Annotated in this window: 18 protein-coding genes and 1 tRNA gene; 7 read left to right on the forward strand and 12 right to left on the reverse strand. The window is 57.7% G+C overall.

Annotated features, from left to right (window positions below):
- Position 1: 1 nt before the first annotated feature.
- Positions 2-2,452 carry a TonB-dependent receptor domain-containing protein gene (locus ACWFTY_RS15680; protein ID WP_447525111.1) on the forward strand — a complete coding sequence of 817 codons (2,451 nt, stop codon included), beginning with the start codon at positions 2-4 and terminating at the stop codon, positions 2,450-2,452.
- A 175-nt stretch (positions 2,453-2,627) separates the two neighbouring features.
- Here ACWFTY_RS15680 and ACWFTY_RS15685 read toward each other — a convergent pair.
- From ACWFTY_RS15685 to hisB, 10 genes are all read right to left on the reverse strand, one after another.
- Positions 2,628-2,703 (reverse strand) — tRNA-Phe (locus ACWFTY_RS15685).
- Positions 2,704-2,804: 101 nt separating this feature from the next.
- Positions 2,805-3,008: a DNA gyrase inhibitor YacG gene (locus ACWFTY_RS15690; protein ID WP_447525112.1), complete on the reverse strand. Its 204-nt coding sequence runs from the start codon at positions 3,006-3,008 to the stop codon at positions 2,805-2,807.
- Positions 3,009-3,014: 6 nt separating this feature from the next.
- Positions 3,015-4,481, reverse strand: coding sequence for a sodium-dependent transporter (locus ACWFTY_RS15695; protein ID WP_447525113.1), 1,467 nt, complete (start codon positions 4,479-4,481; stop codon positions 3,015-3,017).
- A gap of 52 nt (positions 4,482-4,533) precedes the next feature.
- Positions 4,534-4,914, reverse strand: a complete 381-nt coding sequence (locus ACWFTY_RS15700; protein WP_447525114.1) for a histidine triad nucleotide-binding protein — start codon at positions 4,912-4,914, stop codon at positions 4,534-4,536.
- Positions 4,914-5,234 (reverse strand): phosphoribosyl-ATP diphosphatase, encoded by a 321-nt coding sequence (locus ACWFTY_RS15705; protein WP_447525115.1) that lies wholly within the window; start codon positions 5,232-5,234, stop codon positions 4,914-4,916. Before ACWFTY_RS15705 ends, ACWFTY_RS15700 begins: the two co-directional genes overlap by 1 nt.
- A 151-nt stretch (positions 5,235-5,385) precedes the next feature.
- Positions 5,386-5,700: a PEP-CTERM sorting domain-containing protein gene (locus ACWFTY_RS15710; protein WP_447525116.1), complete on the reverse strand. Its 315-nt coding sequence runs from the start codon at positions 5,698-5,700 to the stop codon at positions 5,386-5,388.
- A 196-nt stretch (positions 5,701-5,896) separates the two neighbouring features.
- Complete coding sequence (gene hisF / locus ACWFTY_RS15715) at positions 5,897-6,658, reverse strand: imidazole glycerol phosphate synthase subunit HisF (protein WP_447525117.1); 762 nt, start codon at positions 6,656-6,658, stop codon at positions 5,897-5,899.
- Between the two features lie 105 nt (positions 6,659-6,763).
- The gene (gene hisA / locus ACWFTY_RS15720; RefSeq protein WP_447525118.1) at positions 6,764-7,492 is read right to left on the reverse strand and encodes a 1-(5-phosphoribosyl)-5-[(5-phosphoribosylamino)methylideneamino]imidazole-4-carboxamide isomerase; all 729 of its coding nucleotides are present in this window, start codon (positions 7,490-7,492) and stop codon (positions 6,764-6,766) included.
- Positions 7,489-8,109, reverse strand: a complete 621-nt coding sequence (gene hisH / locus ACWFTY_RS15725) for an imidazole glycerol phosphate synthase subunit HisH (protein ID WP_447525119.1) — start codon at positions 8,107-8,109, stop codon at positions 7,489-7,491. The genes hisA and hisH overlap by 4 nt, the downstream gene beginning before the upstream one ends.
- A gap of 165 nt (positions 8,110-8,274) precedes the next feature.
- Entirely contained in the window at positions 8,275-8,868 is a 594-nt protein-coding gene (gene hisB, locus ACWFTY_RS15730) for an imidazoleglycerol-phosphate dehydratase HisB (RefSeq protein WP_447525120.1), read from the reverse strand.
- Between the two features lie 114 nt (positions 8,869-8,982).
- Here hisB and ACWFTY_RS15735 point away from each other — a divergent pair, with 114 nt between their 5' ends.
- Genes ACWFTY_RS15735 through ACWFTY_RS15745 form a run of 3 tightly spaced genes read left to right on the forward strand, consistent with a single transcriptional unit; the run spans position 8,983 to position 11,168 of the window.
- On the forward strand, positions 8,983-9,468 hold the full coding sequence (locus ACWFTY_RS15735) for an SspB family protein (protein WP_447525121.1): 486 nt from the start codon (positions 8,983-8,985) through the stop codon (positions 9,466-9,468).
- Positions 9,465-10,859 carry a class II fumarate hydratase gene (fumC, locus tag ACWFTY_RS15740; RefSeq protein ID WP_447525122.1) on the forward strand — a complete coding sequence of 465 codons (1,395 nt, stop codon included), beginning with the start codon at positions 9,465-9,467 and terminating at the stop codon, positions 10,857-10,859. Before ACWFTY_RS15735 ends, fumC begins: the two co-directional genes overlap by 4 nt.
- 15 nt (positions 10,860-10,874) lie before the next feature.
- Complete coding sequence (locus tag ACWFTY_RS15745; RefSeq protein WP_447525123.1) at positions 10,875-11,168, forward strand: hypothetical protein; 294 nt, start codon at positions 10,875-10,877, stop codon at positions 11,166-11,168.
- Here the strand turns inward: ACWFTY_RS15745 and ACWFTY_RS15750 are convergent.
- Positions 11,151-11,765 carry a DUF2585 domain-containing protein gene (locus ACWFTY_RS15750; RefSeq protein ID WP_447525124.1) on the reverse strand — a complete coding sequence of 205 codons (615 nt, stop codon included), beginning with the start codon at positions 11,763-11,765 and terminating at the stop codon, positions 11,151-11,153. The two genes, ACWFTY_RS15745 and ACWFTY_RS15750, sit on opposite strands and share 18 nt — an antisense overlap.
- Before the next feature lie 124 nt (positions 11,766-11,889).
- Between ACWFTY_RS15750 and ACWFTY_RS15755 the strand changes: the two genes are divergently transcribed.
- Positions 11,890-13,170 carry an MFS transporter gene (locus ACWFTY_RS15755; RefSeq protein ID WP_447525125.1) on the forward strand — a complete coding sequence of 427 codons (1,281 nt, stop codon included), beginning with the start codon at positions 11,890-11,892 and terminating at the stop codon, positions 13,168-13,170.
- 10 nt (positions 13,171-13,180) lie between these two features.
- On the opposite strand, the gene ACWFTY_RS15760 is transcribed toward ACWFTY_RS15755, so the two are convergent.
- Entirely contained in the window at positions 13,181-14,299 is a 1,119-nt protein-coding gene (locus tag ACWFTY_RS15760) for an AI-2E family transporter (protein WP_447525126.1), read from the reverse strand.
- A gap of 121 nt (positions 14,300-14,420) precedes the next feature.
- Between ACWFTY_RS15760 and gmk the strand changes: the two genes are divergently transcribed.
- Complete coding sequence (gene gmk, locus ACWFTY_RS15765) at positions 14,421-15,089, forward strand: guanylate kinase (RefSeq protein ID WP_447525127.1); 669 nt, start codon at positions 14,421-14,423, stop codon at positions 15,087-15,089.
- Between the two features lie 678 nt (positions 15,090-15,767).
- The gene (locus ACWFTY_RS15770) at positions 15,768-17,795 is read left to right on the forward strand and encodes a hypothetical protein (RefSeq protein WP_447525128.1); all 2,028 of its coding nucleotides are present in this window, start codon (positions 15,768-15,770) and stop codon (positions 17,793-17,795) included.
- Positions 17,796-17,895: the final 100 nt, after the last annotated feature.

Raw genomic sequence — 17,895 nt, forward strand, 5'->3', positions numbered from 1 at the left:
AATGAACGCCCGCCTGTTCTCCGCTCTGTTGTTGCTTTTGTTCGCGATGCCCGTCGCGGCGCGCGATGAATCGCGCTTGATTGAATTGCCGAGCGGGACATTGTTGCAAAGCCTCCCGCGGCTGGGACGCCAGGCTGGTATCAGCATCAGTGTGGCCGACGCGAAGCTTTGGCAAAGTGCGGTAAAACCGGTACGCGGACGGATGAGCGTGCAATCGGCCCTGGATCGTATGCTTTCCGGTACCGATGCCCATGCAGTAAAAGTCGGCGTAACCAGCTGGCGTATCCAGCGGCGTCCGTCCCGTGCACAGCTGGCCAGTCGGAAATCCAAATCGCCCCGGAAAAGGTCCCAAGCCAACGCGGAATCTCGATCAAAGGCTGACGAGAGCCGTCCGGTTGAAGAAATTATCGTCAACGCCAGCAAGATCAGCATGCCCTACGTCAACTATGCGGGGGTTGTCACCATATTGGACGGCGCCGATTTGCAATTTGGCGGAGAGCGGGGCATGGATTCGATATTGTCACGCATGGCGACCATATCCTCGACCCATCTTGGCAGCGGCAGGAACAAGCTGTTCATAAGAGGTATTGCCGACTCCAGCTTTACTGGACCGACACAGGCGACGGTCGGTCAATATCTCGGCGACATCCGTCTCAGCTATAACGCACCCGATCCCGACTTGCGCCTTTATGATATCGACCGGGTCGAGATTCTTGAAGGACCGCAAGGCACATTATATGGCGCCGGATCGCTGGGCGGTATCATCCGGATGATACCGAAGACACCCGATCCCACGGAGACGACGCTGGTGGCGTCGGCGGGCGTTTCGCTGGTCCAGCATGGCGCGCCCGGTGGAGATATATCGGCGACAGCCAATATTCCGATCGGCGAAACTGGTCATGCATTGCGGCTGGTCGGCTATTCCATCAGCGACGGCGGCTATATCGATAATCCGCTGCTTGGACTGAATGATGTGAACCGTACCAATATCCGCGGTGGTCGCGGCACGCTCCGCCTCGATCTCGGCAGCAGCTGGACGGTGGACCTTGGCGGCATCTATCAGACCATAAAGGCCGAAGACGCACAATATGCAGACAAGAATGCACCGCCGCTGACCCGCAGCAGCCTTGTCGAGCAAGGAGCAAAGGCGCGCTACAGATCGGCAATGGTGGTGATCATGAAGGACTGGGACAACCTCCATTTCCAGTCGTCCAACGCCTATGTTGATCACAACCTTGAAGAGCGGTTCGACGCCAGCGTGGTCAGCGACACGCCCCGTATCTTTGACCAGCAGAATGAAACACGGATGTTGACTAGCGAGACACGATTGTCCCGCCCTTATCAGGACGGTCTGGGGTGGGTGATCGGCGCGAGCTTCGTCGACAACCGGACGCGCCAGACAAGGGACTTTGGCGGAGAAAACATGCGCGCAGCGGTTGTCGGCGTCACCAACCGGATCACCGAATATACCGCTTACGGCGAAGCGTCATTCGAACTGTTGCCCGATATTCTCGCAACCGGAGGCCTGCGCTATACCCATGCGCGTCTTGGCGGTGATGGCGAGGATGTAAATACACTGCTGGCCCTGACGCAAGTCGGTCGCGCGATCACCGCCAAACGGAAGGAAGAAGATCTCTTGCCGTCAGCATCGCTGCTCGCGACTTTGGGCAAGAACGCAACATTCTATGCCCGCTATCAGGAAGGCTTTCGCCCCGGCGGGCTGTCGATAGACGGCAGCTTTGTCCAGCGCTTCCGCAACGATCATGTATCCACTTATGATGCAGGCATGCGCTTCGGCAGGAAGGGCGTGACCCCGTTCGATGCCACGATCTCGATCTCGCACAGCCGCTGGCGTGATATTCAGGCAGACTATATCGATGCCAATGGCTTCCCGACCACGGCCAATATCGGGGACGGCAAAATAACCAGCATTTCGGGTTCTATGGCCGTCAGGCCAGTGACCGGACTCTCGCTGGAACTGGGCGCGGTATATAACAAGAGTCGCGTCACCCAGCTATCGGCAGGGTTACAGCTGGCTCAGGCGACATTGGCCGGTCCGCCGGCCGATTTCCTGTCGCCAGTTTCCGTCCCCGCTGTCGGACGACTGGGTCGCATACCCAATGTCGCCAGTCACGCCGTGCGCGGATCGGCCAATTATGAAACCGTCATTGGCGACGAGGATTTCCGCATTCAGGGATGGGCCAGCTATGTCGGGCGTTCCCGCGTCGGTATCGGCCCGCAATTGGGCGAAGGGCAGGGAGATTATGTCGACAGCGGCATTGCAGCGCGTATCGGCAATGATGCGCGAGGGCTGACTCTGACCATGACCAACCTGCTGGATTCGCGGGGCAATCGCTTTGCCCTAGGCACTCCCTTCGTTCCGGGCAGCGATGGCTATCTGACGCCGCTCCGTCCGCGAACGATCCGGATTGCAGTGGATGTGGCTTACTAGATCGCCGGGCTTGCGACCTTAACTTAATCCGTATGCAGGATGATTGGCGATTTGCCGATCAGCCGCTTACATCCGCAAACGATATTTGGCGACAAGTCCGGCGATGGGCCGGGGCGAATGGCTAAAGCCGAGCAACCACTCGCTACGTGCGAAACACCAAAATTTCGAGAAAAAGTGGTGCCCGAGGGCGGATTCGAACCACCGACACAGCGATTTTCAGTCGCTTGCTCTACCAACTGAGCTACTCGGGCATCTGGGCCTGCGCGATGCGCTGGCCACGTTAGGAAGCGACGCTATAGGCGGGGCTATTGCTGCTTGTCCAGCCTAAAAATGGCGGTTCTGTTGCGGCTGTTCAGTCCTCTCCATTTCGGCCCGAGCCGCCGGTGAAATGTTCGGCTATCTCGTCCGGCGAAACCGCCTGTCCGGGGATTTTATAACCGTCACCCAGCCATTGTAGCAGATCACGATCCTTACAGCCGGCGCTGCAGAAAGGCGCCCATTTTTCGGCTACCGGTTTGCGACAAACCGGACATTTCGGGGGTTTTGATCCGGCCATCAGGGCTTATTTCCCCAAAATTTCCGGGAACAGCCCGGTTAGCAGGATCGCGGAGATGACAAGCGGACAAAGCCAGCGAACCAGGAAAAGCCAGACGCGTTGCAAATTGCCGTCCAGCCCGTTTTCACTGTCGATCAGCCGCCGGTCGGCGATCCAGCCGATAAAAATCGAGACGAGAAGCGCGGACGCCGGCAGCAATATTTTTGCGGTCAGTTCGTCGATGATCCCGAAGACGGGCTGTCCTGAAAAGATCATGAAGTCGAACGGCTGGAAATCTGCCTGGCTGTTGAACGAGAAACTTGCCCAGGCACCGATCAGGAAAGCAAGCCCGCCCAATATGATCGTAACCAGCCAGCGCGGCTTTTTGAACCGGCCGATGGCCCAGCTGACCGAAGCCTCCAGCAACGCTACCGAACTGGTCAGCGCGGCAAAGAATACCATGATGAAGAACAGCAAGCCAATCAGTGACCCGGCCGGCATCGTTTGGAAAGCGACCGGCAGATTGACGAACAACAAGCCGAGCCCGCCTTGCACCTGTTCCTGACCATCCAGGATCGCAGTCAGACTGGCGGGAGCCAGAGCGGCGAAGGTGATGGGAAAGATCGCCAGACCGGCGATGATGGCAACCGACGTATCTGCGGTGGCGATCTGGGCAGATGTTTTCGCGAGATTTATGTCGCGTGCGGCATAGGCACCATAAGTGATCATAAGAGCAGAGCCGAGAGACAGAGAAAACAGGGCCTGACCGAGCGCCGACAGCTGCACCGACGGATCGAGCAAACGCGCCGGTTCGAAATCAAACAGAAAAGTGAGCGCCGCGCCGAATGATCCGGTAAACGCGCCGTAAATGGTGATAGCGATCAGCAACAGGAAAAAGATCGGCATCAACCAGACAGCGACTTTCTCGATACCGCTGCTGACGCCCCGGCCGACGGCAACTATCGTAAGAAGCATGAAAATGGCGTGCATCGCCAGCATCTCGCTGCTGTTCGCTTGCAGGGCCGGCAATATCCCCTGGACCTGATCGACCGACGAACCTTGCAAGGCGCCTTGGGTGAGATTGCCCGAACCGATGGCATGGGCGAAGTCGCCCGCGAACACGCCGATAAAGTGCACGATCCACCCCGCCAGCACGCTATAATAGGTGAGGATCAGGAAAGCGCCTAGCATTCCGATAGCGGCACCGACCGACCACCAGCTCGACGCGCGCGATTCAATCGCGACCCGCTTCATGCTTTCGATAGCAGAACCCTGACCGTGGCGGCCGATGAGCGTTTCGGAAAGCAGAATCGGCAGACCGATCAGCAAGACGCAGAAAATGTAGAATATGACAAAGGCACCGCCCCCATTCGCTCCGGCTTCAGCCGGAAACCGGACCAGATTGCCAAGCCCGACTGCCGAACCAATAGCGGCCAATACAAATGCGGTTCGCGAGGACCAGCCCTCTCTCCCCGGTGCTACTGCGCCTGCCATTTATAATTCTCCCCGTTATCTCGAGCCGGTTGCGGCCTTGTTACTTTTGTTACTAGCTGCGCATCAACATCGGGCCAAGCGGTTTTCCGGCAAAAATATGAACGTGCAGATGGGCCACTTCCTGATGGCCATGTTTGCCGATATTGGCGAGCAGGCGATATCCGGGCTCGACCATGCCGGCTTCGCGCGCAACATGGCCGACGGCGCGGACAAATCCGGCGATTTCGGCCTCACTCGCCTTTTCCGAGAAATCATCCCAGCTGACATAGCGGCCCTTCGGGATCACCAGGATATGCTCGGGCGCCTGCGGGTTGATATCGTGAAAGGCGAGCACCCATTCGTCTTCATAGACGGTTTTGTTGGGAATTTCCCCGCGCAGGATTTTCGCAAAAATATTGTCATCGTCATATGGCACGGTCGGGTCGATCGCCATCAGCTTGCTCCTCTTGCGGCTTTTTCTTCCAGGCCGGACAGGCCTTCGCGGCGCGCCAGTTCTGCGATTATATCGTCCAGCGACAGGTCCATGTCCGCGAGCAGCACCATCAGATGAAACAGCAAGTCCGCTGCCTCTCCGGTCATCGCCGCCTTGTCATCAAGCACTGCGGCAATCACCGCTTCGGTCGCCTCTTCCCCCAGCTTTTCGGCCATTTTGGCGCGGCCCTTAGCGCGCAGGCTGGCAACATAGCTGGTTTCAGGCTCCGCTTCGCGGCGTGCCAAAATCGTGTGTTCGAGGGATTTGAGAATATCGGTCATCTCTGGCGGTTTGCGCGACAGATCACCTGTTCGTCAAGCCCTAGCGATAGAAGTTTGCCCGACCATAAAAAAGGGCCGCCAGATCCCCCGCTGGCGGCCCGGTTCCGGCTGCACAAGACAAGGAAGGCGGGCAGCCCCGGAATCACGAATTTCAGGCTTTTTGACGGCGCTTGGCTACCATGCGGCCGACAATCAGACCAATCACGCCAAGACCAAGCATCAAGAGATTGGACGGTTCGGGCACCTGCGTTCTGCCGCCGGATGTTCCATGCAAGCTGCTTGACTTGACCGCAGACGCTTCCGGCGTGCCGGCGGTGCTGCCATTGCCGGATGATCCCCAGTCGGTGCTAACGAGATCATGAACGGATCCAGGATTGTCCGAATTCCCTGCTCCTTCGGCGGGAACGCCGTTGGCAACAGCCATTGCGGCGGCGCTTAGCAAAATTGCACTTTTCAATAACGTCACGACCATTTTCCATTTTCATGCCCGAAAGCTTATGGATATAGTTACGCAATATTCCTGCCAGAAAGGCAAAGCCCGCGGATTCAGACGGACAGCTTGGTTAACGGTTTTTCGTGAATCTGCAGAATGTAAAGGAAGCCGACATTAACCGTCGGCAGCACAGGCCGGATTCAGGCGATTCTTACAATTGCGGCCACGATCAGATCCGGGCGGGAAGTCTTGCTGCCCGCAGGGCGGCATGGGCGTCGGCTATTGTATGTTCGCCAAAGTGAAATATCGAGGCCGCGAGCACTGCATTGGCATGACCTTTTGTCACACCCTCTACCAGATGATCGAGATTCCCGACCCCGCCGCTGGCTACTACCGGAACAGAGACCGCATCAGCGATCGTCCGAATCAGCTCCAAATCATAGCCGTCGCGAGTGCCGTCGCGGTCCATCGAGGTGACCAGCAACTCCCCTGCCCCCAGATCGGCCATGCGGACGGCGTGTTCCAGCGCATCAATGCCGGTCGGCGTGCGACCGCCATGGGTGAATATTTCCCAGCGTCCTTCAGCCACCCGGCGGGCGTCGATCGAGGCAACCATGCACTGGCTACCGAAACGGGTCGCGATATCGCTGACCACTTCGGGACGGGACACAGCCGCGCTATTCACCGCGACCTTGTCCGCTCCGGCCATAAGCAGCGCCCTTGCATCATCGGCAGTGCGCACACCACCACCGACGGTGACCGGCATGAAACAGACCTCTGCAGTGCGCCGGACAACATCGATAATCGTATCGCGATTCTCGTGGCTGGCAGTGATGTCGAGGAAGCAAAGCTCGTCGGCACCAGCGGCATCATAAGCCTGAGCCTGCTCGACCGGATCACCGGCGTCCTGCAGATCAACGAAATTGACGCCCTTGACCACACGGCCATTGGCGACATCAAGACAGGGAATGACGCGGATACGGACGGTCATGAGCTTGTCACCCCAGCGAAGGCGGGGGCCCAAGCCAATATCAATGGATGCCGCAAATGTGGTTTAGGTCCCAGCCTTCGCGGGGATGACAATATCGAAACCCGCTCAACCACGGTTGGCCAACGCAATCGCGGTCGCCAGGTCCAGCCGGCCGTCATAAAGCGCCCGACCGGTAATTACGCCTTCAATCCCGTCCTTGGCAAACTGGCTGAGCATATGGATATCATCCAGCCCCTTGACGCCGCCGCTGGCGATCACCGGAATATCGACGCCGCGCGCCAGATCGACTGTCGCTTCGATGTTGCAGCCGGTAAGCATCCCGTCACGCCCGACATCGGTGAACAGGATCGAGGCAACGCCGGCGTCTTCAAACCTACGCGCAAGATCACGGACGCTGACATCCGACACATCGGCCCAGCCTTCGGTCGCGACCATGCCGTCGCGCGCGTCAACAGCGACGACGATACCGCCTTCATATTCCTTGGCCATATCCTTGACGAAATCGGGGTCCTTGAGCGCTGCGGTCCCGATCACCAGCCGGGCGACGCCCAGCTCAAACCAACGTTCGACCGTCTCGCGATTGCGGATACCGCCGCCGAGCTGGATATAGCCGGGAAAGCTGGCGACAATCGCTTCCACCGCTTCCGCATTCTGCGGCGATCCGGCGAATGCACCGTCGAGATCAACAACATGGATGTGCTCGGCTCCGGCGGCGGCAAACATGCCGGCCTGTTCTGCCGGATTATCGCCATAGACGGTGGCGCGATCCATATCGCCTTCAGCCAAGCGCACGACTTCGCCCGATTTGAGGTCAATTGCGGGAAATACGATCATGGTTTCCACTCCAGAAAACGGTTGAGAAAGGCCAGTCCATAAGCCTGGCTTTTCTCCGGATGAAATTGCACGCCGACAATATTGTCGCGACCGACCGCCGATACCAGCGGCACGCCGTGGCTGGTCTTCGCCAATATGTCGGCTTCATTCGCGGCATCAAAATGATAGCCGTGCAGATAATAAGCTTCGCCGGACTCGAGCAGATCGTGGCCCTCGGTCGGGGTCACATCATTCCAGCCCATATGCGGAATCTTTATTGTGTCATCAGCTGGTTCGATCGCCTTCACCGTCCCGCCGATCCAGCCGAGACCTTCATGCGCGCCAAATTCAATGCCCTTGTCCGCCAGCATCTGCATCCCCACACAGATGCCAAGGAAAGGTACGCCTTCCTTTCGGATCCGTGCTTCAAGAGCATCGATCATACCGTCGATAGCAAATAACGCGTCGCGGCAGGCACCAAAAGCGCCAACACCGGGCAATATGATACGATCCGCTCGCGCCACCAATTCCGGGTCGGCAGTCACAGAGACATCCCCGGCCCCTGCGGCCATCAGAGCATTGTGGACGCTGTGCAAATTGCCGGCGCCGAAATCTATGAGAGCGATGGTTTCAGACATAGTGCAAATCAACCGCCGAAGGCGCTCACATTAGGAAACCCGCTAACGGTTTCACGCGAAGCCGCGAAGTCACGAAGATTATCCGCAAGCCGCACCTTCTTTGCGCCTTCGCGGCTTCGCGTGATAAATTCATTACAAAAAGCCCGCTGGCGCGGGAAGCACAACTCAACCACCCAACTGCCCCTTGGTCGAAGGAATCGCATCGCCCTTGCGCGGGTCGCGTTCTACCGCCTGGCGCATCGCGCGGGCGAAGCCCTTGAAAATGCTTTCCGCAATATGATGGTTATTCTCTCCATAGAGCAGTTCGATATGCAGCGTAATTCCCGCAGAATCGGCGACGCTGTGGAACCAGTGCTTGAACAATTCGGTATCCATTTCGCCGAGCCGCTCCTGCGTGAAACCGGCGTTCCAGACGAAATAGGGCCGGCCGGAGATATCCAGCGCGACCCGGCTCAATGTCTCGTCCATCGGCGAATAGGCACTGCCGTAGCGAACGATGCCGGCCTTGTCGCCAAGCGCCTGGTTGATCGCCTGGCCCAGCGCGATGGCGCTGTCTTCGGTGGTGTGATGCTGATCAACGTGAAGATCGCCCTTGATCCGTAATTTCAGGTCAATCAGCGAATGACGCGAAAATTGCTCGATCATATGGTCGAGAAAACCGATGCCGGTGGACACGTCATATTGACCGGTTCCGTCAAGGTTCAACTCGACAAAAATCTCGGTTTCCTTGGTGTTTCGTTCGATTGTCGCTGTTCTCATGCAACAGGCCTATAATGGCTTGGACAAATCAGGCAAGAATTTCGCGGCCTTTGGTCGACGCGAAATTCATTTTACGCTCTTGACCCGATGCCCGCTACGCGCCACCTAGTGCAAATGAGTGATGATGCACCCGATAGCCTGATTCCATATGACGAGATCGTACAGGAAGCCCTGCGCGCCGTGGTGGGCCGGGTGCTGGGAGAGGTTGTCAGAGATGGCCTGCCCGGCGAACATCATTTCTATATCACCTTCAAAACCCGCGCGCCCGGCGTCGACATACCCGATCACCTTATCGCGCGATTCCCGGACGAGATGACCATTGTCATCCAGAACCGCTATTGGGACCTGAAGGTCGACGAAGACCGTTTCGAAGTCGGCCTGAGCTTCAACCAGATCAGTTCGATGCTGCATATCCCGTTCGCGGCTATCACCTCGTTCGTCGATCCGGCGGTGGATTTTGCACTGCAGTTCCACGTTGACGAGGTCGAAGGCGACATAAATAGCCATGACCCCGCTGAAAATGACGGCGAGACGGAAGCAGTCGAGATAGTCGATGATGGATCCAACGTGGTAACGGTGGACTTCGGCAAGAAAAAGTGAGCGGGACCCGCACCGAAACCGACTCCCTTGGCGAAATAGAAGTGCCAGCCGATGCCTATTGGGGCGCACAGACCCAACGCAGTATCGAGAATTTTCCTTTCCCGCGTCAGGAGCGCATGCCAATCCGGCTGATCCATGCGCTGGCGGCGGTCAAGCAGGCGGCGGCACGCGTTAATGGCATCCATGGTCTGGAACCGGAAATTTCTGCGGCAATTGAGAAAGCGGCCAATGCCGTGCGCACCGGCGAATATGATAACCAGTTTCCCTTGACCATTTGGCAGACGGGGTCCGGAACCCAGTCGAACATGAACGTCAACGAAGTGATCGCCGGCGTCGCCAACGAGGCGATATACGGCACGCGCGGTGGCAAATATCCGGTCCATCCCAACGACCATGTCAATCGCGGGCAATCGTCCAATGACAGCTTCCCGACCGCCATGCATGTCGCGGCGGCGCGGGCGCTGGAAGTCGAGCTGTTCCCGGCGCTCGAACAATTGCACGATGCGTTGGCGGAGAAGGCGCAGAAGTGGAAATCGATCGTCAAGATCGGGCGCACCCATTTGCAGGACGCCACGCCGCTGACGCTCGGACAGGAATTTTCCGGCTATGCCGCGCAACTGGTGGCCGCGCGCGACCGGGTCGAGAGCGTCCTGCCTCGGTTGCACCAACTGGCGCAGGGCGGCACGGCGGTGGGAACCGGTCTCAATGCACCGGAGAATTTCGGCGAGAATATCGCCAAGGAAATCTCCAAGATTACCGGCTTGAAATTTACCTCCGCCCCGAACAAATTCGCCGAACTGGCGGCGCATGACACGATGGTCGAATTGTCCGGCGCGCTCAACACGCTGGCGGTGTCGCTGACCAAGATCGCCAACGATATCCGCCTGCTCGGCTCCGGCCCGCGTTCCGGTCTCGGTGAACTCGACCTCCCCGCCAATGAACCGGGCAGCTCGATCATGCCGGGCAAGGTCAATCCGACTCAATGCGAGATGCTGACCATGGTCGCCGCGCAGGTTATCGGCAATAATCAGGCAGTGACCGTTGGCGGGCTGCAGGGCCATCTCGAACTCAATGTATTCAAACCGCTGATCGGCGCCAATGTGCTGCGCTCGATCGAGATTATTTCCATCGGCATGTCGAGCTTTTCCGAACGTTGCGTGGAAGGTTTGGAGGCTAATGAAGCGCGGATCAAGGAACTGGTCGACAATAGTCTGATGCTCGTCACCGCGCTCGCCCCGGTGATCGGCTATGACAAGGCCGCCGCGATTGCCAAATATGCCCATAAGACCGGCCAGACCCTGCGGGCATCCGCGCTGGAGCTTGGTCTGGTTGACGCAGAAACCTACGATACCCATGTAAGGCCTGAGAATATGGTCGGAAATCATTCCTGATCCGGGAACAAGAACATGTCGATAATCAGAAATATATTCACCACCGCAGTGGGTTACGAAGCGCGCAAGCACACTAGGGGTCATGGCTTGCGCAACTTTGGCCTCGGCATGCTCGCCGCTCGCATAGCCACCCGGTCGATCCCCGGCGCGCTACTGGTCGGCGGAGCGCTGATCGCGAAAAAACTCTATGATGATAAAAAAGAGGCCGAAGCCCTGCCCGCATCCGAGGCAGTTATCGAAATCGAAGGCCGACCGGTTCCTGTAGACAGCGAAACCACGGCCGAACCGGCGCTACGGCTTCCCGGTTAACCAGTAACCGGTGCCAGCCGCCTGCCAATCCTTCACCGCTTCGATTGGTACAGTCAGCATCAGGATATTGAGCGCAAGATTGTCGCGGATCATATAGCCGGTAAACAGTTCGAAAATCACGGCTATCGCTAGCGTAGCCTTCCACGGCAGGCGCGAGGCGAGGAAAAATCCTACGATCATCCACGCGATATCGGCCATCGAGTTGATGATACTGTCCCCCTCATAGCCATAAGAAATGGTCGCCTCGCGATAGCGGTCGATGATGACAGGGGAGTTTTCCAACACTTCCCACGCGCCCTCCACCAATATTGACAGCGCGAGGATCACACCGAGCGGAAACAGCTTCGGAAAGCGCTGGCGCAAAAGATGTCCCAGCCCGAAAAAAACAAAACCGTGAATGATATGGCTCATCGAATACCAGTCGGCGAGCTGCTGGCTATTTTCCGATGATTGCACCACGCCCTGCCACAGCTTGACCGTACCACAGCTACAGATCGGAGGGCGTCCCATGCCAAACAGGATCAGCGCAAAGACGACGAACAATATGAAGGCGATCAGCGCGCTGGTTTTGCTGATCCTGAGTGGCCATTTCATCATGTAATTCCTCTCACGCAGTGATCGCGTGAGAACAGCAAATCCGTCCAATTGCAATATTGATTGCAACTGACATTGCTGTAAGCTGAGCCCAAGCCGCAGATTTCAAGCGGTACAGGAGAGCATATTGGCGACGACCGCGCAAACGGGGCATTCTCCCCGTAAATTCTATGGCTGGACCAATGTCAGCCTGTTCTTCTTCATTCAATTTGCCGCATCCGGCTTCGTCTATTTTGCCTATTCGGTAGTCTTCCCGGTCATGGTCGAGACGATGGACTGGAACCGCGGCACGGCATCTCTGGCACAAACGGTCGCGCTGATCATGCTGGGCCTGGCCTATCCGTTAACCGGCTATCTGCTCAATCGATACGGCGTGCGCCAGACGGTCACCATCGGGCTACTGGTCATGCTTTCCGGTCTGATGCTACTGGTATTTGCAGTAACCGAAATCTGGCAATGGATCATGATCTGGGGCGGCGTCATGGGCCTGTCCTTTGCCCTCACCGGTCCGATTTGCTCGCAAACCGCAATGATCAGCTGGTTCAGCATCAAAAGATCGACCACTATCGGCATTGTCATGACCGGGGGCGCGCTGGGCGGCGCCTTGGCGCAGCCGGCGCTTTCGACCATGATGGACCAATATGATAGCTGGCGGGCCGCTTGGCTGATTGCCGGTGCCATGGTCATCATCGGGCTGATCGCGACCCGGTTCATCATCAACCGTCCGCAAGACATTGGCCAGTTTCCCGACAATGTCGATCCGGGTCTGGCCGCGCAGGATCCGCTGGCCAGGAATTTGCGGCCCAGGACCCACCGGACCGGCCATGACTGGACGATGAAACAGATCGTCCGAACGCCGACGCTCTATCTCGTCATGCTGATCACGCTCGGCTATCTGGGCACATTCTTTTTCCTGCTCAACCACGGGATATTGCACCTCACCGACAACGGTCTCTCCAGCCTCGAAGCCGCCTCGATCCTCGGCCTCGCGATTTTGGGCAGCGGCCTGGCGCGCATCCCTGCGGGCTGGCTGGGCGACCAGTTCGAGCTGCGCTGGACGGTGTTCGGGTTCATTGCGCTGATGGCGTTCGGCATGACAGGCTTTTGGCTCGGCCATGGCGTCATACTGCTCTCGATCATGGGCATGTTATTCGGCGCTGGCTATGGGGGATTGCTCGTGCTCGGGCCGGTGGTGACGGGCAATTATTACGGCGAGCGCGCCTTCCCGATCATCAATTCGGTGCTGGCACCGGTGATGCTGCCCTTTGCCGCTGCGGCACCGGCCGGAGCGGGCTATATTTTCGAGGCAACCGGCAGCTATGATATCGCCTTTGCCATTGCGATCGGACTGCTGGTCGCCGGATTGATCGGCGCCTTTCTGATGAAGCCCCCGCTAGCGCCAGCCTAGGATCAAATTCCTAGATATTGCCGTCGCTGGAGAGCAGCGCCGCAATCGGTCTGGTTCCCGGCCGGCGGGCCAGCACAATCATCAATATGGTCGTGAACGGTACCGCCAATATCGCGCCGGGAATACCCCAGAGGCTGCTCCAGATCGCCAGCGAGACCAGCACCACCATCGGACTGAGATTGACCGATCTGCTGAGCATCTTCGGTTCCACGACATTGCCGATGATAACCTGCGCCGTCGTCATCAGTCCGGTAGCGATCAGCGGTATCGTCAGATTGCCGAACTGGGCCACGGCAAAAAGCGCCGGAAACGCAACGCCGACGAAAGAACCGATATAGGGAATATAGTTGAGCAGGCCGATGATGATCGCCCAGAGAGCGGCATATTCGACGCCCAATATCAGCAATATCACCCAGCAGACGATGCCGAGGATGATGTTGATCAGTGTCTTGGTCGCCAGATAGCTGCCGATATCATGGTTCATCCGGGTGATCATGTTCAGCGTGTCGGTGGAATCGCTGTCCGACCCGAAAGCCCGGCGCACCTTCTCAGGAAAGCCGGTGATCTCGCTGAGCAGGAAGGAGGCATATAATATCGTGATGAAGACAAATCCACCAAAGCTGGTCAGCGACGACAGGACCGACTGCGCCAGCGCGGCGATATCGATCTCGGTAAAAAACCGTGTCGCAAATTCGCTGATCGCTTTGGCCACCGCTTCGGTGCCACGGTCGAATATCGCCGCCGGAGAAGCCATGAGCTCAGACATTTCCGGCCGGCCGATCGTTTCATTCCCCGGCATCGGGAACCATGCGGCGAACAGATTTTCCAGATTGCGCTGATAGACGGGCAGCGATGGCACCAGGTTCTGCAAACTGGCCACCAGCATCCGGGTCATCGCAAAAAGCAGCGCCAATACCCCGATCAGGGCGAGCGTCGCGCGCAGCCACAACGGCGTTTGGCCCAGTCCCGGAATACGGGCAACCGTGGCGCTGGCGGCATAGAGAATCTGTAGCAATATGATCGCGGTCACGATCGGCAATATGATGTCCTTGCCGACGTAAAACAGCCAGCCGACCATGATCGTAATGCCGATCGCAAAAAATATGGTGCTGACGCGTCCCTGAATCATGATTTCGGGATAGCCGGAATATACCGGACTGTCATCAGCATGATTGCATCATGCAGGCGCTGTGCAAAAACATCGGGACAAGCATCTTGACGCGATGCGCCCTTCTCGGCCAATAGCCGCTATGGCCGACAATATAGCTTCCCAGAATATCGACAATGATCACCGCGAACTGAACCGCAGGGGCCTGCTGTTCGTGCTGTCCTCTCCGTCTGGAGCCGGCAAATCAACATTGGCGAAAATGTTGCTGGAAGCCGACGACGAGATCGCCATGTCCGTCTCCGTCACCACCCGCCCCAAGCGTCCTGGCGAGGAACATGGCAAGGACTATTATTTCGTCAGTGGCGACCAATTTGAAGAAATGGTCGCCGACCACAGCTTCCTCGAATATGCCACCGTATTCGGCAACCGTTACGGCACACCATCGGTGCCGGTTAACCAGAGTCTGGAAGAAGGACAGGATGTCCTGTTCGACATCGACTGGCAGGGCACACAGCAATTATACCAGCGCGCCGGTCAGGACGTCGTGCGGGTATTCATCCTGCCACCTTCGCTTGGCGAGTTGCGCAACCGTCTGGAAAGCCGCAATACCGACGCATCGGACGTCATCGAAAGCCGGATGCAGCGCGCAGCCAGCGAGATCAGCCACTGGGACGGCTATGACTATGTCCTGATCAACGATGATCTCGAAGCCTGCTTTACCAAGGTGAAGCAGATTCTCGCCACCGAGCGCATGCGCCGTGCGCGGCAAACCGGCCTGATCGGATTTGTCCGGGACTTGATGGCGGAGTGATCAGGCTGCCGGCTGCGAAGCCTGTCTGAAATGAAGACCGTCGTCCAGCTTGCGCCATCATCGGATGATGCCTGCCAATGCTGCCGAACGCTGCCGCCATGTTCGCGCGTTATGCTGTTCACCGCGGTCGGCTGATCCGCCCTGCGGCGCTTACATCCCAGACCCCGATCCAGAAATTGAACGCGCGATGATCAGAAGCAAAGGGTGATGGGGGCTTCGAAGCGGCTGTCGTTGTCTGCTACCCATGGGCGGGCACAATCAAAAGGGATGGCATCAGAAGCGTTGCATTGGCCGCGCCCAATAGGGGGCGGGCGCGAGACCGGCTTGTCCGGGAATAGGAGCTTGCCCATGCGGTAGGCAATATATCCCGGGCGAGCATTTTGCTAATCCGCATCCTGACACCATCCCCCGATTGAGCTCTGATGCGACCCGATAGCTTATGGCGCTATTCAGGATCATCACCCAGCTGCTAACCGGATAGCATATCGGCGCGCTGCTCCGGTTTCCGTTCGACCAACGGCAATTGACCATCGATGAAAAGGCGAGTCCGCTGCGTTCTGCGCACCTGCCCGGACGGTCTGCTCGCTCACTCCCGACCATCACCCGCAAAAGAGCGTTGGTTTTGCTGCCCCGACCGGTTACCAAAGGCGGGAACGGCGGAGCGCAGCAAGGGGCAATATGACAGAAACACGGGAAATTGATGTCCTGATCGTCGGCGGCGGCTTTTCGACCATGCCGCTGATCCGGGAACTGGACGCCAGTGGTATCGGCTGGCTGATGGTTTCGCCGATGACCCCGATCTGGCAGCAGCTGGAAGCGGCCGATGCGCTCGATTTCGATCTGGTCAGTTCCCTGCAGAGCAGCGTCTATTCGTTCGAACTGGTCGACATGCTCCGGGAGCAGGGCGAGGATTTCACCGACGGCTTCCCGACTGCCCGGGAATTTTACGCGATCCACAAGAAATATGCCTCCCGCTATGCCGATCACATTCATAACGGACGCGTCGACAATATCGACAATCATTCCGATCACAGCATCGTCCGTCTCGAAAGCGGCGAGCAGTTTCGCGCCAAGCATGTCGTCGTTGCCACCGCTTTCCGGCGGAAGATGAACGCGAATTTGAAGCAACTCACCATCGACGAGAGTTTCGCCGGCAAGAGCGTGGCAATCACCTCGACCGGCGACAGCTCCAACCTGCTGATCGCCAAGCTGGTCGCTTATGGCGCGAAAGTGCATCTGGTGACCAATGGCTTCATCATGCTCGACAAGATGTTCGCGACCTTCTCGCCGTTCGACGACGGCCCGCGCTTCGTACCGCTCGACCAGCTGGAATGCCATAATTTTGCCGAAGCCAGCAAATGGAGCTACCGCGCCTTCATCGATGGCGGCTATATCCACGGCCTGATCCATCATGGCTTCGCGAAGCTGTTCGATCGCAACAGCCTGGGCGTACGCCATCCCAAAAGCGTCCGGCCGCACAAGGATATCCGCAGCTTTTTCAAAGCGAAGGCACCGGTCGAGAACGGGCATATCGCGATCAAATATTGGCCGATCGATGTTTACAAGCTCTATTGCGAGGAAACGCTGGAGCAGAAGATCAGCGCCGGCTATCTGATCAACGACCTGCCCTTCTTTCTCGAGCACGGCCATGTGAAACTATGGGACAAGTCGGTCGCCACCATCGATCATGACGCGAAGCTGATCAGCGAAGGCACCGAGAGCGCGACCTTCGATATGATCATCGACGGCGATCAGGAAGTACCCGCGATCCCCGATATCCGGGTGCATGGTGATGGCGAACCCGCAGCGTTCAGTTATAAAACCCGCGAGCAATTTCTGGGCGTGGTTTCACCCAGACTCGACAATATCTTCACCATCGGCTTCACCCGCCCGTTCACTGGCGGCCTGAACAATATCAGCGAGATGCAATGCCTGCTGGTCCACCGGATGATCGCCGAGCCGGAATTCCGCGACAGCATCAACGCCAATATCGACCAGCGGATCAGCGACTATAATGCGACCTATTATGCCAACCGGCCGGCGAAAAAGACCGACCATCTGGTCTGGTACGGCACTTATACCGACGAGGTCGCCAAGCTACTCGGCATCCGCCCCAAACGCAGCGACACGCCCGGCATAAAGGGCCTGATGAAATATTATATGTTCCCGAACAACGTTTTCCGCTTCCGCGAGACCGGACGTTATGCAGTGGAAGGCGTCGGCGAGCTGCTCACCCACACAGCAAAACAATATCACGACTATAAAGTGCTGGCTCTGCTGGTCATCCGCTACCCGTTTTTCGAACTGCTCGCACTCGCCACAATATTGCTCGCGCCCATGCCATGGTGGGTCAAGATACCGGCAGCCATCATCCACAACCGCCTGCCCTTCACCTCGACGCTGGTCGGGAAATTCGGTCTGCCGACACGAGAGAGCAAGGAGATCTTCAATTACCGCAAGGCGATCAGCTTTCCGGTGCTGGCCTATCCTTTGGTAGCGGCAATCGTCTGGGCAGCGGCGGGCATGAACGCGGCGTTTGCCTTCTCCAGCGGCTTACTCACCTACGTCTACGCGATGATCCATCTGGGGACTGCCAAGGGCTGGAACCGCAAGTTCTTCTGCGACATGAAGAGCAAGCGGTCACCCGAGATGGTGGGGTTTTTTGAGCGCTATCGGGAGGTTTTTGGGCGGGTTAGGGGTGGTTAGACGCGATGGAATTTTTCTGATTTTCCACACGTTAAAACCATTCACCAATATTGAGTACCCCGTGCGCTTATTTCATAATCGACCTTTGCCCTTAGGTTTG

It is taken from the genome of Parasphingorhabdus sp. NYA22, assembly GCF_976973735.1.